The 12,621-nt window shown below is 44.9% G+C and carries 16 protein-coding genes and 1 other RNA gene; 13 read left to right on the forward strand and 4 right to left on the reverse strand.

Annotation, left to right across the window (positions count from 1 at the left end; genetic code table 11):
• Window positions 1-263: 263 nt before the first annotated feature.
• Window positions 264-361: signal recognition particle sRNA small type (ffs, locus tag NYG90_RS09530), an RNA gene on the reverse strand.
• A 119-nt stretch (window positions 362-480) separates the two neighbouring features.
• Between ffs and NYG90_RS09535 the strand changes: the two genes are divergently transcribed.
• From NYG90_RS09535 to traF, 10 genes are all read left to right on the forward strand, one after another.
• Window positions 481-846 (forward strand): hypothetical protein, encoded by a 366-nt coding sequence (locus NYG90_RS09535; RefSeq protein ID WP_115011826.1) that lies wholly within the window; start codon window positions 481-483, stop codon window positions 844-846.
• Complete coding sequence (locus tag NYG90_RS09540; RefSeq protein ID WP_285257662.1) at window positions 836-1,516, forward strand: RsmD family RNA methyltransferase; 681 nt, start codon at window positions 836-838, stop codon at window positions 1,514-1,516. The genes NYG90_RS09535 and NYG90_RS09540 overlap by 11 nt, the downstream gene beginning before the upstream one ends.
• A complete protein-coding gene (locus tag NYG90_RS09545; RefSeq protein ID WP_285257663.1) occupies window positions 1,517-2,062 on the forward strand; it encodes a flagellar basal body-associated FliL family protein in 546 nt (181 codons plus the stop codon).
• Window positions 2,063-2,071: 9 nt separating this feature from the next.
• On the forward strand, window positions 2,072-2,434 hold the full coding sequence (gene acpS, locus NYG90_RS09550) for a holo-ACP synthase (protein WP_115011829.1): 363 nt from the start codon (window positions 2,072-2,074) through the stop codon (window positions 2,432-2,434).
• Between the two features lie 13 nt (window positions 2,435-2,447).
• Window positions 2,448-2,942: a 3-isopropylmalate dehydratase small subunit gene (locus tag NYG90_RS09555; RefSeq protein ID WP_115011830.1), complete on the forward strand. Its 495-nt coding sequence runs from the start codon at window positions 2,448-2,450 to the stop codon at window positions 2,940-2,942.
• Between the two features lie 24 nt (window positions 2,943-2,966).
• Entirely contained in the window at window positions 2,967-4,052 is a 1,086-nt protein-coding gene (gene leuB, locus NYG90_RS09560) for a 3-isopropylmalate dehydrogenase (RefSeq protein WP_285264986.1), read from the forward strand.
• The gene (locus tag NYG90_RS09565; RefSeq protein ID WP_258552251.1) at window positions 4,052-4,297 is read left to right on the forward strand and encodes an MDM20/NAA25 family protein; all 246 of its coding nucleotides are present in this window, start codon (window positions 4,052-4,054) and stop codon (window positions 4,295-4,297) included. The genes leuB and NYG90_RS09565 overlap by 1 nt, the downstream gene beginning before the upstream one ends.
• Window positions 4,298-4,329: 32 nt before the next feature.
• Window positions 4,330-4,758: a CiaD-like domain-containing protein gene (locus tag NYG90_RS09570; protein ID WP_285257665.1), complete on the forward strand. Its 429-nt coding sequence runs from the start codon at window positions 4,330-4,332 to the stop codon at window positions 4,756-4,758.
• 74 nt (window positions 4,759-4,832) lie between these two features.
• Complete coding sequence (locus NYG90_RS09575) at window positions 4,833-5,249, forward strand: universal stress protein (protein ID WP_115011833.1); 417 nt, start codon at window positions 4,833-4,835, stop codon at window positions 5,247-5,249.
• An 8-nt stretch (window positions 5,250-5,257) separates the two neighbouring features.
• The gene (gene traF / locus NYG90_RS09580) at window positions 5,258-6,883 is read left to right on the forward strand and encodes a conjugal transfer protein TraF (RefSeq protein ID WP_115011834.1); all 1,626 of its coding nucleotides are present in this window, start codon (window positions 5,258-5,260) and stop codon (window positions 6,881-6,883) included.
• A gap of 149 nt (window positions 6,884-7,032) precedes the next feature.
• On the opposite strand, the gene lspA is transcribed toward traF, so the two are convergent.
• Together lspA and glmM are read right to left on the reverse strand one after the other, a co-directional pair.
• Entirely contained in the window at window positions 7,033-7,509 is a 477-nt protein-coding gene (lspA, locus tag NYG90_RS09585) for a signal peptidase II (RefSeq protein WP_285257666.1), read from the reverse strand.
• A 9-nt stretch (window positions 7,510-7,518) separates the two neighbouring features.
• Entirely contained in the window at window positions 7,519-8,916 is a 1,398-nt protein-coding gene (gene glmM / locus NYG90_RS09590; RefSeq protein ID WP_285257667.1) for a phosphoglucosamine mutase, read from the reverse strand.
• 102 nt (window positions 8,917-9,018) lie between these two features.
• Here glmM and rpsT point away from each other — a divergent pair, with 102 nt between their 5' ends.
• Both rpsT and prfA read left to right on the forward strand, forming a co-directional pair.
• Window positions 9,019-9,291 (forward strand): 30S ribosomal protein S20, encoded by a 273-nt coding sequence (rpsT, locus tag NYG90_RS09595; protein ID WP_115011837.1) that lies wholly within the window; start codon window positions 9,019-9,021, stop codon window positions 9,289-9,291.
• Window positions 9,292-9,333: 42 nt separating this feature from the next.
• A complete protein-coding gene (prfA, locus tag NYG90_RS09600) occupies window positions 9,334-10,398 on the forward strand; it encodes a peptide chain release factor 1 (protein ID WP_285257668.1) in 1,065 nt (354 codons plus the stop codon).
• Between the two features lie 110 nt (window positions 10,399-10,508).
• On the opposite strand, the gene gltX is transcribed toward prfA, so the two are convergent.
• Complete coding sequence (gltX, locus tag NYG90_RS09605; RefSeq protein ID WP_285257669.1) at window positions 10,509-11,915, reverse strand: glutamate--tRNA ligase; 1,407 nt, start codon at window positions 11,913-11,915, stop codon at window positions 10,509-10,511.
• Between the two features lie 78 nt (window positions 11,916-11,993).
• On the opposite strand from gltX, the gene NYG90_RS09610 reads away from it, so the two are divergent.
• Window positions 11,994-12,608: a trimeric intracellular cation channel family protein gene (locus NYG90_RS09610; RefSeq protein ID WP_115011840.1), complete on the forward strand. Its 615-nt coding sequence runs from the start codon at window positions 11,994-11,996 to the stop codon at window positions 12,606-12,608.
• The last annotated feature ends 13 nt before the right edge of the window (window positions 12,609-12,621 follow it).

The raw sequence follows: 12,621 nt of genomic DNA on the forward strand, positions 1-12,621 counted from the left end.
TATCCGCATCTTCTTTATCAAGTTTGCTAAAGGCATTTAGCATTTCTGTGATATTGGCATTTTTATCCGCTTTTATGGTGTTGGCTAGCAGGGCTAAGTTGGCATCGTTTTCATTGGGGTAGGGGCTTTAGCAAAGCTATCACATAAGCGAGGGCGATAAATTCTAGAGCAAGGGTGGATCTAAGGGAGACTAGATTGTGAAGCAAAAGATCAAAGAGCTACCGCGAGATAATTGTGTGAAGGTAAAAAGTGGATTCTAGCACCCCTTTCCAGATCCCTACGGCACAAGCCAAATCTAAGTGCTCTGCTGTGTTCCCACCCTGAAGCGTTGCCTAGAGATAGCCTTGCATAGGTCTAAAAAGGAGCGGGCGGATTATAGATAGTTTGCACTTAAAGATGGCTAAATATATTAAACAATCTTTTACCCAAAGTGCCTTATAATCGCAGAAATCTTGTAAAAGTGTGTGCCAAGGAGAGTGTGTGAAAATTGCTATTGTGTGTGCATCAGAATTGCTGCAAAAAAGCCTTGAAATTTATCTCAAAGACTATCTTGCGCCTATAGAGGCGTGCGATTTTGTCATTTCGGATTATCAAAGCTGTGATATGAAGCCTGTATGCTTAGTAGGCACAGCAAATGCCCATATCAAAACACCCTTTACGCAAGAGAGTTTGCTAGCAAATTGCAAGGTGTTTTATGCGACTTATTGCGCGGAGTCTCTACCTATTTTGCCGCCCAAAGATTCTCGTATTTTTATGCAAATTGATCAGCTATTTACCCAGACACTAGAAGACTTTCGCCAAAAGCTCTATGAGATTTTGCGAGATGGCGGCTACAATGCGCACTAGCAAGCCAAGCTCCGCTAAATCCCTAAAAATCTTGCGCGTGATAGGGGGGAAATGGCGAGGGCTCAAGCTCTTTGCCCCAGAATCTAGCCTTGATTCTAGCTCTATGCACCCCACTCGCCCGACAAAATCTATTGTCAAGGAATCGTGCTTTAATACCATTGGCGGGGATATTTATGGAGCTTGCTTTATCGAGGGATTTGCCGGGAGTGGTAGTATGGGGATAGAAGCGTTGAGCTTAGGGGCTAGTGTGGCGGTGTTTTGCGAGCGTGATGAAAAGGCACTGCAAGCCTTGCGGAGAAATCTCAATCTCCTGCCAATTGCAATCCTAGAATCCATCTCCCTAGAATCTACCACAAACGCTCACGCAAAGCCCCCTTGTGCTTGTATCGTGCAGGGCGATAGCTTTAGCAATCTTACAGATATATTGCACACTTGTGCTATGCCTAGTATTCTCTATCTTGATCCGCCCTTTTGTATCCGCCAAAATTATGCTGATATTTATGAAAAATGTGCTAATCTTATCGACTCTGTCGCTAGCCCATATCTCAAGCTTATTATCATCGAGCATAGTAGTGGATATACATTTGCGGATGTGATTGGGGATTTTACCCAGAGTAAAACTAGGCGATTTGGTAAAAGCGCATTGACTTATTTCACAAAAGGAGCATAAATGGCAGAAGAGCAAGAAGGACAAGAGCAGCAAAAAGGCGGTAGCAAAACGATGTTGTTCGTGATCATTGGGGCGGTGCTTGTCCTAATTATCGTGGGTGTTGTGGTGATTATGCTGATGAGTGGAGGTGGAGAAGAGGAAGAAGAAGCGCAGGCACCCAAACAAGAGCAAAAGCAAGGTGCCAAAAAGCCAGCTGGATCGGTGGGCACTGATGTGGCGTTGATGAATGTAGGACCGATTTTACCTGTTACAGCTAAAGAGCCTTTGATCATCAATCTCTCCACGCAAGGGCGCGATGCGTATTTGTCTATTCAGCTATCCATTGGACTTAGTAGCGATAAATTGCAAGTAGAAGCCGAGCGCAAGCTAGATATTATCAAAGATACATTTATTGATGTGTTTTCTACCAAAACACCTGAAGAGCTTAAAACCTCTAAGGGTATGAATCGCGCACTTGAAGAGGCTAGAAATAGAATCAATGAATTTTTAGTAGATGGGCAAGTAACGCATATATTCCGCACAAATGCCTTTATCCAGCAGGGCTAGCTAGAATCTATGATAGGCATCGATCTTGTCAAAATCTCTCGAGTCGAGCGTGCTATCGAGCGTTATGGCGAGAAATTTTTGGCGAGATTTTTATGCGAGAGTGAGCGAGAGATTTTAGCACATAAGGCGTATGCCCCTAGGAGTGTGGCGGGATTTTGGGCGGCTAAGGAGGCGTGTGCCAAAGCACTTGGCGTGGGGATTGGCGATAGGCTTAGGTTTGTCGATATGTGCTTATCTTACGCGCCTACAAATGCCCCACTTCTAAAACTGGATTCTAGGAAATGCGCAGAATTTGGCGTAGAATCTTTGGCGGTTAGTGTGAGCCACGATGGTGGGTTTGCGATCGCTGTGGTGGCGATTAAATATAGCTAGGAAAGGGATGGATATGGCACAAGAGAGATTTGAAGGTAAGGTGTGGAGATTTGGGGCAAATATCGATACAGATGTGATTATCGCCGCGCGCTATCTTAATACAAGCGATGAAAATATCTTGGCACGCCATATTATGGAAGATGCGCGTGCGGGATTTGCAGATATGGTAGCAAGTGGGGATATTATCGTGGCAGATGAGAATTTTGGCTGTGGGAGTAGCAGGGAGCACGCCCCACTTGCGTTAAAGGCAGCTGGGATTGCTTGTGTGATTGCCCCGAGCTTTGCTAGGATTTTCTATCGCAATGCCTTTAATATGGGATTGCTCATTTTAGAATGCGATGAAGTGGGGGGTATTAGCGAGGGGGATAGGTTGGCAGTTGATGTAGTCAAAGGAGAGATTATCAATCAAACAACTAGCCACATTTATCACTTCAAGCCTATTCCGGCGTTTATGCGAGAGCTATTGCAAAGTGGTGGGCTTATCGAGTATGCCAAGAAGCAGTTATAGGCTAATGTGGAGCAAGGAGCAAAGATGGCAGAATCCATAGCAGTCATCAAAGGTGATGGGATTGGCGTAGAGATTGTCGATGAAGCATTGAAGGTCTTGCGTGTAGTGTGTGAGCGATTTGACATAGCTTGTGAGTGTAGTGAGTATATGATGGGTGGGTGTGCGTATGATAACTACGGCGATCCACTGCCCAAAGAGAGCTTGCAAGGGGCGTTGCAGGCAAAAGCGGTGCTATTTGGTGCTATAGGTGGGGCAAAGTGGGAGAATCTCCCTAAAGACAAACGCCCAGAATCTGGGCTTTTACGCTTGCGTAAGGAGCTTGGTGTCTTTGCGAATCTGCGTCCTGCTATGGTTTTTGATGAGCTGGTAGAAGCAAGTGCATTGAAGCCAGAGGTGATTACAGGTGTGGATATTTTGATCGTGCGTGAGCTTATATCTGGGATTTACTTTGGAGAGCCAAGGGGCAAGGAAAAGAATCGCGCATATAATACTATGGCATATAGTGTGCAAGAGATTGAGCGGATCGCGCATAAGGCATTTGCTCTAGCGTTATCGCGCTCTAAGAAGCTTTGCTCGGTGGATAAGGCAAATGTGCTTGAAGTAAGTGAGCTTTGGCGAGAGGTGGTAGAGCGCGTGGCAAAAGAATATCCACAAGTTGCGCTAAGTCATCAATATGTCGATAATGCAAGTATGCAGCTTATCCGCGATCCTAGGCAGTTTGATGTGGTGCTTACAGGCAATCTTTTTGGCGATATTTTGAGTGATGAAGCAAGCCAGATCACTGGGTCTATCGGCTTGCTGCCAAGTGCTAGCGTGGGTGAGTCCCACGCTATTTATGAGCCCATTCACGGCTCTGCGCCTGATATAGCAGGGCAGGGTGTTGCTAATCCAATTGCAGCTATCCTTAGTATGGCTATGATGCTTGAGATCTCGCTTAATCACGCAAAGGCTGCAAATGCTGTGCGCAAGGCAGTTTCATCGGTGCTAAAGGCAGGTGCGCGCACGCAAGATATAGCACGCTTTGGGTGCAAGAAGCTTTGCAGCACACAGGAGATGGGTGATCTCATCGCACAAGCCGTTGCGCGATCTGTTTTGTCGGAGGAAGTGTGATGGCGATACACACAAGCACGCTTGCTAGTATTTATGAAATGCAGGGCTATAATGAAGAAGCGATAGTGATTTATGAAGAGCTGTTGAAAAAAGATCCGCATAATCAAGAAGCAAAGCTAGCCTTAATCCGCCTAAAGACAAAAAAGCACCATTTCAGCGGGGTCAATCAAGACAAGCTCGCATTATTTGTCAATGCAAAAACACAAAGTGATTACCAAAAGCTTGAGCAATGGCTTTTGGGCTAGCGGCAGTTTAAGCGATAGGAATAGGAGCAAATATGGGAGATAACACAGAGCTAAAAGATCTTATCTTGCAAACCCTTGATGAAGTGGCAAGAGATCCAAATGATATATCTAAAGATGAATCAATCCAGCCCATAGAATCTATGGCAAAGCAAAAACTGGATTCTAGTGATCCTAGCCCAGATCTTGCCAATACGCCAAAGCCCAAGATGACTCTACCAAAGACTAGCATAGAATCTAGCCCGATAAAAGAGGGTAAAATCATCGCGCCAAGTGCGCAGGACTGCGGGCTAAGTCAAGAGAGCTTGCTGCTTTTAGAAAATCTTAGGGAGAAGCTGCTCGTGCTTTTTGAGGGGCTAAAAATGCCAGAGCTACAAGATACACAAAATAAGCTTGATTTGGTGGTGCGATTTTTGCAATATCAACTATGTATGATTGATGAGATTTTGCAAAAAAGCAAGTAGAAGAGGTGTGGTAATTTTGTAAAGGATTTACCTAAGAATTGCTACAATAGGACAATTTATCATAAGGAGAATGTATGGCGAAGTTGTTGTTTGGTGTGAGTGATACAGAGGAGTGTCGCGCAGCGATAAAGACAATCATCAGGCTTTTTGGACATAGGCAGGAAGTGGAGCTTACGCTCTTACATGTAACTCCAGAGGTGCTTGTATATGCGGAGAGTGGGATTGTGGATTATGGAATGATTGAGAATATCGAAAACGAAAAAAGCAATGAAATTTTAGATGAATTTGAGCAGACATTTAAGGCAGAAGGCATAGCGTGTAAAAAGATTTTGCGCACGGGCAATCCTATCGATGTGATGCTAGAAATCGCCGATGATTATGACTTGCTTGTCATCGGTGCTAGCGAGTCTTCCTTGCTTCATAGGATTTTTAGCTCACATCAAAATAGCTTTGTAAGCTCCTCTCCTATTCCGGTGCTTGTGGCTAAGTAGGAGTGATAATGCGCACTTATGTGCATATATTGGGGATTGTAGCAGTAGCTACTTCGGCTAGCTTTGGGCTGGAGTTTGGCGTTATGGGCAATGTCTCTGCCGGTATGGGTGGGGCAGGGGTCGCGCTCAAAAACTCTCCCTTTGCTCTCTACTATAATCCCGCGCTTTTAAGTGCAGAAAATAGCGTGCGGTTTGGGTATTCTCTTGGGATTGGCGTGCGAGAGAAAAATCTCGATAAAATCGCTAATATCAACCTTGAAAACTTCGCTGCTAGCGCAGAGAAGTTTGCCTCTCTTATAGGTGGTGCTGTGAGTGGTGGCACAGGAAATACAAGTGCTTTTGAGAGTGTTTTAGACTCTGCGCTTGATAAGACGCTGGGTGGTGGCAGCACAGGACAGACCCTAGAGCAAAAGCTTGAAGCCTTCCAAACGCAAAATCCAGACCCAAGCCAATGGGGGCAGCTTGTTGAAAATATCAAGCAAGAAGCTGGCTCTTCACAAGCACTCTCGCAAGAGCAAAAAGATCTTTTAGACTCTCTGGCTGGGAGTGTGGATTTTGGAAATTTGCAAGTGGATTCTAGCGGCAATATCACAAATATTGAGATAAATTTCGGTGGGAATCTAGGGCTGGATCAGGCTATCAAAGATTTTGCTAATCTTAAGAGTGCGCTAGAAGAAAACGCGCTTAATTTCACAAGCCAAAATGGCGTGGCACTGCAGTTTGCCCCTGCATTTTTGCGCGGGACTTTGGGGACATTTGGCGTGGGGCTTTTTTCATCATTTTATGGTGCGACTTCGGCAAAAATTGATCCAAACCGCACAGCACTCATCATTGCTTCAGGCAAGGATTATTATAAAATTGATGCAAAAGGTGGCAATTTTTCTTATACACAAACAACAAAAGATGATTACGAGCAGCATTCTCTTGAATACGCCTTGCAGCAGGGCAATGCACACTCTATCCTTACGCGCGGATTTTGGATCACAGAGATCCCCATAGGCTATGCGCATACCTTTTACTTTAGTAATGTCAATTGGAATCTAGGCGTGTCTGCGCGTTTAATGAGTGCTAGTAACACAGTGAGCAATATCGCTCTCTCAACTAAAACAGATTTTGCCACAGAGGGGAAAAACTTCTTAGCAGGGAAAAACTTTGAGACAAAGACCGCAGTCGCAGTGGATCTAGGGACTATGCTAGAGATTGATCTGCCTAATTTCCGCTATCTTAGCTTTGGCGTTGTGGCAAAAAATATCAATACCCCCACTTTCCAATACAGCACCGGTGAAGTTGCCATAAAGCCCCAATATCGCGCTGGAATAGCGTATAATCAAAATAATTTTGTCTTTGCTTTTGATGTGGATTTATGGAAAAATGAAATGTTAAGTGATAGCTTCAATCGCCCCTTTAGTCAAATGATAGGCGGTGGCGTGAAGTTTGATATTAAAGCTTTTGATTTGCGCGTGGGGCTTATGAAAGATATGCGCCAAGATGATGGGCTTATCATCACAGGTGGGGTAAATATCTTAGGCTTTTTAGATGTGGCTGTGCAGGCTGGCACAGAGCTAGGAGAAGCTCAAGGCTACCGCTTCCCTCGCTATCTTAATGTGCGTGTGGGTGGAAATATTTCATTTTGATAGTGGATTCTAGGGCAAGCACTAGCACCGTGCAAATCCACAAAGCAAGCCAATTTCTCTCACTTCGATCAGACTTTGCTTGCGTGGCGATTTAGAATCTAATTTGCAAAGCTCTAAATTCTAGGTTTTAATGAGTGCAGTGCTAGAATCTAATTTTGTGCGGCTTTGTGTTTGGCTCTATGTGTGTTGCGCTCGTGCCATAGCCAAGATATGATCAAAATCCCCACGCCAATATCAATGCAAACATCAGCAAAGTTAAATATCGCAAACTCAAACCAATAATGCCAATACACATAATCCACCACCTTGCCATATACAAAGCGATCAATCACATTGCCTATCCCACCTCCTAGGATAAAGCCAAAGCCCAGCCAATACTGCCTAAACGCTCCATTTGCTAATGTCAAATACAAGCCTAGCCCCGCTAGCAGCGCGATTTGTATCCACTTAAGCCACCCTTGCAAAAACGCAAACATCGAAAATGCCACGCCATCATTATAGACAAGCACGATAGAAACTGCCCGACTCTCCCAGCGGAATCCTTCTAACACTTGAATCTTAAGCCACTGATCTAGCACAATAACGCCAATAAGAATAGCCAAAAACCACACTATGCGTATTTTCATCGCGCACACCTACGCAAGCTTTGAGCGCAAAAAGCTCTCTAACTCTTTGCTAGTAGATTCTATCGCTTCAGCACTTTTGCCCTCCACCAAAATACGCAAGATAGGCTCCGTGCCAGAGTAGCGGATAAGTGTGCGCATACCTGATTTTTCTATTTGCTTGCATAGCTCGCTAAAGCCAGAGATGGATTCTAGGGGCGTTTTTTCTAACACTTTTAGATTGATAAGCTTTTGCGGATAGAGCGTGAAAGGATTTAGAGCTTGATGACTTGAAGTTTTCTTGCGCAAAACTAGTGCCATCACAGCAATCGCACTCATCAGCCCATCGCCCGTGGTGGAATAATCACTAAAGATAATATGCCCACTTTGCTCACCACCAAAATTACTGCCATATTGTTTCATCGCATCAAAGACATATTTATCCCCCACATCACATCGTTGCAGGGTGATATTGTGCTTAGCAAAAAATTCTTCTAAAGCAAGGTTGCTCATCTGCGTGGCGATGATCGTGTTAGATTCTAGCTCGCCAATAGTGTGGAGATACTCCCCAAGCGCACCTAGCAAAATATCGCCATTGATGATCTTGCCCATATTATCGACCACCACTAGCCTATCAGCATCGCCATCAAGCGCGAAGCCAATGTCTGCGCGATATTTCAGCACTTCATTTGCGAGATCTTGGGGGTGCATAGCCCCGCATTGCTCGTTGATATTAAAGCCATTTGGCGTATTGTTGATGACCACCACATCTGCCCCTAGCTCGTGGAAAATCGTAGGCGCGACCTTATAAGCCGCTCCATTGGCGCAGTCAAGCACGATACGCAAGCCCTGTAAGCTTAACTCTTTGGGAAAAGAGTTTTTAATATGCACGATATAGCGTCCTATCACATCATCTATGCGCTTGGAGCTACCGATCTCCTGTCCTACCTTGTGGTTTTGGGCTAGTAGCTGCTTGTTGTGATAGATTTTTTCTATCTGTGCTTCAGCTTTTTCATCAAGTTTATTGCCAAAACGATCAAAAAACTTTATCCCATTATCATCAAACGGATTATGACTCGCACTAATCATAATCCCCGCATCACAGCGCATATCTGCGGTGAGGAAGGCTATGGCAGGGGTGGGCATAGGACCTACTTGTATGACATCATAGCCCACAGAAGTAAGTGCGCTTACTAGGGCGTTTTCTATCATATAGCCGCTGCGGCGCGTGTCTTTGCCAAGTAGAATCTTATTGCTTGAGCGGATATGCTTTTGCTTGGCAAGATCGCGGAAATACAGCCCAGCAGCGATGCCTAGCTCGATACAAAATGCCGGTGTAAGGAAGCTTCCTGCCCTGCCGCGCACACCATCAGTGCCAAAGATTTTGGCTAGATTCTGGGGCTTATTTGTTGATAAAGTCTTTTTGCTCATTGAACTGCTCCTGTGTGGTCGCTATGTGTGGAGATTAAACTGCTTTTAAATAAAAATTAGGCAGAATAATGCCCTAAAATTTTTTACAAAAGGATTAAGCCAATGGCAAACCACAAGTCCGCAGAGAAACGAATCCGCCAGACAGAGAGACGCACAGAGCGCAATCGCTACTACCGCACAAGGATCAAAAATATCATTAAAGCTGTGCGTGAGAGCGTGGCGAATAATGACCTACCTAAAGCACAAGAAGCCTTTAAAATCGCCAATAAAGAACTCCATAAATTTGTCAGCAAAGGCATTGTGAAGAAAAACACCGCCGCACGCAAAGTCAGCCGCCTAAACGCTGCTGTAAAAAAGCTCGCCCAATCTGCTTAATCTCCTAGCTTTTGCTAGGCTCTCTCAAGGGTTATAAATTTTATGCTTAGTGATACACTGCGTCCCATTATCGCGCGTTATGATGAAATTAGCGATCTGCTCTCTCGCCCCGAGATAGTAGCAGATGTCAAGCAGCTAACTACCCTTAGCAAAGAGCAAAGCCAAATCCAAGAAATCACGCAGCAAGCGAGAATCTATCTCACCACCCTAGAATCCATACAAGAAAACAAGCTACTTTTAGAAGACAAAGAGCTAAGTGAGCTTGCTAAGGAAGAGCTAAAATCTCTAGAATCCACTAAAACAGAGCTAGAAGAGCACTTGCGAGTGCTGCTAATCCCCAAAGACCCAAATGATGATAAAAATATTTATCTCGAGCTGCGAGCAGGCACAGGGGGCGATGAGGCGGGGATTTTTGTGGGGGATTTGTTTCGCGCATATTGCCGCTATGCTGATACAAAGGGCTGGAAGGTGGAGATTATAAGCTCAAGTGAAAATGATGTAGGCGGATATAAAGAAATAATCGCGCTTATCAAGGGCTCGGGCGTGTTTTCTAAGCTTAAATTTGAGGGTGGCACGCATCGTGTCCAGCGTGTCCCTCAAACTGAATCTCAAGGTAGAATCCACACTTCTGCTATCACCGTGGCGATTATGCCAGAAGTCGATGATGTAGAAATCACCATTAACCCAAATGACTTACGCATAGAAGTCTTCCGTGCAGGAGGGCACGGCGGACAATGTGTCAATACCACGGATTCTGCGGTGCGTATCACGCATATCCCCACAGGCATTAGCGTATCTATGCAAGATGAAAAGTCCCAGCATAAAAACAAAGACAAAGCGATGAAGATTCTAAAAGCTAGAATCTATGAAGCCCAGCTTGCCGAGCAGATGGCGCAAAACTCCCAAGCGCGCAAAGATCAAGTCGGCAGTGGCGATAGAAGTGAGCGTATCCGCACTTACAACTACCCGCAAAATCGCCTGACAGATCATCGTATCAACACCACTTTATATAGCTTAGAAGAAATAATGCTCTCTGGTAATTTGGATTCTATCATTGATCCTTTGATCGCCCACGCGCAATCGCTTGCCCTAAGCGCACAAGAATAGCCCTAAAATAGCCCCTAAATCCCTAGTGCAGAAGTGTGTATAATCTCTGTGATCTTACTAGAATCCAAGCAGTTTTGAGATAGCTCTCTTCTGCAAGACCCCAAAAGCTATTATGATAAATGTGCTAGTAGTGCCTGTATGCGCTGTATGCTCTGGTCTTGCCCTATGATTAGCAAAGCTTCGCATACGCCTATACCACCACCTTTGCCAAGTAGGGCTAGGCGCAAGGCTGGCATAAGCTTGCCGATTTTTACAGAGCTGGATTCTGCGTAGTTGTGGAGATAGGATTCTAGCTTGCTGGGATTAAGAGCGCAAAAGCATTGGGCAAATTCTTCTTCATCAATGATTTTTGCCAAAACCCCCAGCGCACTAGAATCCACTTTTTGTAGCATTTTTTCATCATAGGATTTTGGCGGGGTTTGGATATCTTTAAGCTGGGCGGCAAACTCTACGAGAGTTTTGCTCCTGTCTTTTAATGCGCTAAAAAGTAGTGATTTTATCGGCTTTTCATATTCATCAAGCTTCGCGCCAAATTCTTGCAATAGGGCTTCTAGCCTTGTATCATCACAGGCTTTAATGTAGTGTTGATTAAGCCACAAAAATTTTTCTTGATTGTAGCGGCTAGCAGAAGAATTGATGTCTTTAGCATCAAAAAGCTCGCGCATTTCTTGGAGAGAAAATATCTCCTGATCCTCATAGCTCCAGCCAAGTCGCACAAGGAAATTCAGCAGTGCTTCTGGTAAATAGCCCATAAGCTTATAGTCCATAACGCCCATTGCCCCATCACGCTTGCTAAGCTTTTTGCCATCGGGGTTGAGAATCATAGGGATATGATAAAACTTGGGAATAGAGAAGTTTAGGGCTTGATAGATAAGAATCTGCTTTGGTGTGTTGCTAGTGTGATCATCACCTCGGATCACATCAGTTACGCCCATTAGCGCATCATCGATTGCCACGACAAAGTTATAAGTCGGGCTGCCATCTGAGCGCAAAATGATGAAGTCATCAAGCTCTTTTGCTTGCACGCAGATTCTGCCTTTTACCCCATCATCAAAGACTATTTCACCATCAAGTGGGGCTTTTATGCGGATCACAGGAGTGTGATCGCTTGGCGGCGTGCCGGTAAAATCTCGGTAGCGATTGTCATAGCGCGGCGTTATGCCCTGTGCGCGTTGGGATTCTCGCAACTCTTCTAGCTCTTCTTTGCTCATATAGCAGTAATAAGCCTTGCCTTCTTCTACAAGTTTTTTAGCATAGCTGGCATAGAGTGGGAATCGCTCGCTTTGATAGATGATTTCATCATCACATTCTAGCCCCACCCACGCAAAAGATTCTAGGATCGCTCGTGCAGCATCTTTGGAGTTTCTAGCAAGATCTGTGTCTTCAATGCGTATGAGAAATTTGCCTCCGTGCTTGCGTGCATAGAGATAGTTAAATAACGCTGTGCGCAACCCACCAATATGCAAATAGCCTGTGGGTGATGGGGCAAAACGCGTAACAACCAATCGCTTATCCATTAGATCTCCTAGGTGCAATATTTGGCGTGGATTTTAGCAAATTTTTGCTATATTTTGCGTTTTACAGGAGCGTGGTAGATGTTTTTGCTTGTGCTATATATCATAGGGATTACCGCAGAGGGTATGAGTGGGGCATTGATCGCTGGGCGGTATAAGATGGATCTAATTGGCGTGCTGTTTATCGCTCTAGCGGCTGCTATTGGCGGAGGGTCGGTCCGCGATATACTCTTTAATCATTATCCGCTTACTTGGGTAGCCCATCCAGAATATATTATCATTGTTTGTGCTGCGGCATTGCTTACTACACTAATCCCAAGCGTGATTGCTCGGCTAGAGAAGCTGTTTTTGGTGCTTGATGCTTTGGGGCTTGTTACATTTGCAGTCATTGGTGCAGAGATCGCGCGCGCGCAAGGCTTAGGAGTCGTGCTAGTGGTAACCTCTGGTGTGATCACTGCGGTATTTGGCGGTGTGCTGCGCGATATATTTTGCGGGATTGTGCCGCTTGTATTTCGTAAGGAATTTTATGCAGGAGTAGCGATCCTTACTTCGCTTATTTATTATGGACTAAGTTTGCTTGAGTGGGATTTGGAGGTGGCGAGTATTGTGGCTGTTGTGAGTGGGTTTATCATTAGGATTCTAGCGATTTGGTATAACTTCTCTGTGCCGGTGTTTTCCTATGGGGCAAAGGAGTAGGTCTATATAAGGA

Origin of the sequence: Helicobacter zhangjianzhongii (assembly GCF_030249855.1) — a bacterium.
Taxonomy (GTDB): domain Bacteria; phylum Campylobacterota; class Campylobacteria; order Campylobacterales; family Helicobacteraceae; genus Helicobacter_B; species Helicobacter_B zhangjianzhongii.

What these genes read in the sequence shown, in the direction of transcription:
- leuB (WP_285264986.1), top strand. Translation starts at nt 2,967, where the DNA reads ATGGCAGAATCCATAGCAGTCATCAAAGGTGATGGGATTGGCGTAGAG.
- prfA (WP_285257668.1), top strand. Translation starts at nt 9,334, where the DNA reads ATGCTTAGTGATACACTGCGTCCCATTATCGCGCGTTATGATGAAATT.
- NYG90_RS09545 (WP_285257663.1), top strand. Translation starts at nt 1,517, where the DNA reads ATGGCAGAAGAGCAAGAAGGACAAGAGCAGCAAAAAGGCGGTAGCAAA.
- acpS (WP_115011829.1), top strand. Translation starts at nt 2,072, where the DNA reads ATGATAGGCATCGATCTTGTCAAAATCTCTCGAGTCGAGCGTGCTATC.
- lspA (WP_285257666.1), bottom strand. Translation starts at nt 7,509, where the DNA reads ATGAAAATACGCATAGTGTGGTTTTTGGCTATTCTTATTGGCGTTATT.
- glmM (WP_285257667.1), bottom strand. Translation starts at nt 8,916, where the DNA reads ATGAGCAAAAAGACTTTATCAACAAATAAGCCCCAGAATCTAGCCAAA.
- NYG90_RS09610 (WP_115011840.1), top strand. Translation starts at nt 11,994, where the DNA reads ATGTTTTTGCTTGTGCTATATATCATAGGGATTACCGCAGAGGGTATG.
- rpsT (WP_115011837.1), top strand. Translation starts at nt 9,019, where the DNA reads ATGGCAAACCACAAGTCCGCAGAGAAACGAATCCGCCAGACAGAGAGA.
- NYG90_RS09540 (WP_285257662.1), top strand. Translation starts at nt 836, where the DNA reads ATGCGCACTAGCAAGCCAAGCTCCGCTAAATCCCTAAAAATCTTGCGC.
- traF (WP_115011834.1), top strand. Translation starts at nt 5,258, where the DNA reads ATGCGCACTTATGTGCATATATTGGGGATTGTAGCAGTAGCTACTTCG.
- NYG90_RS09565 (WP_258552251.1), top strand. Translation starts at nt 4,052, where the DNA reads ATGGCGATACACACAAGCACGCTTGCTAGTATTTATGAAATGCAGGGC.
- NYG90_RS09570 (WP_285257665.1), top strand. Translation starts at nt 4,330, where the DNA reads ATGGGAGATAACACAGAGCTAAAAGATCTTATCTTGCAAACCCTTGAT.
- NYG90_RS09555 (WP_115011830.1), top strand. Translation starts at nt 2,448, where the DNA reads ATGGCACAAGAGAGATTTGAAGGTAAGGTGTGGAGATTTGGGGCAAAT.
- NYG90_RS09575 (WP_115011833.1), top strand. Translation starts at nt 4,833, where the DNA reads ATGGCGAAGTTGTTGTTTGGTGTGAGTGATACAGAGGAGTGTCGCGCA.
- gltX (WP_285257669.1), bottom strand. Translation starts at nt 11,915, where the DNA reads ATGGATAAGCGATTGGTTGTTACGCGTTTTGCCCCATCACCCACAGGC.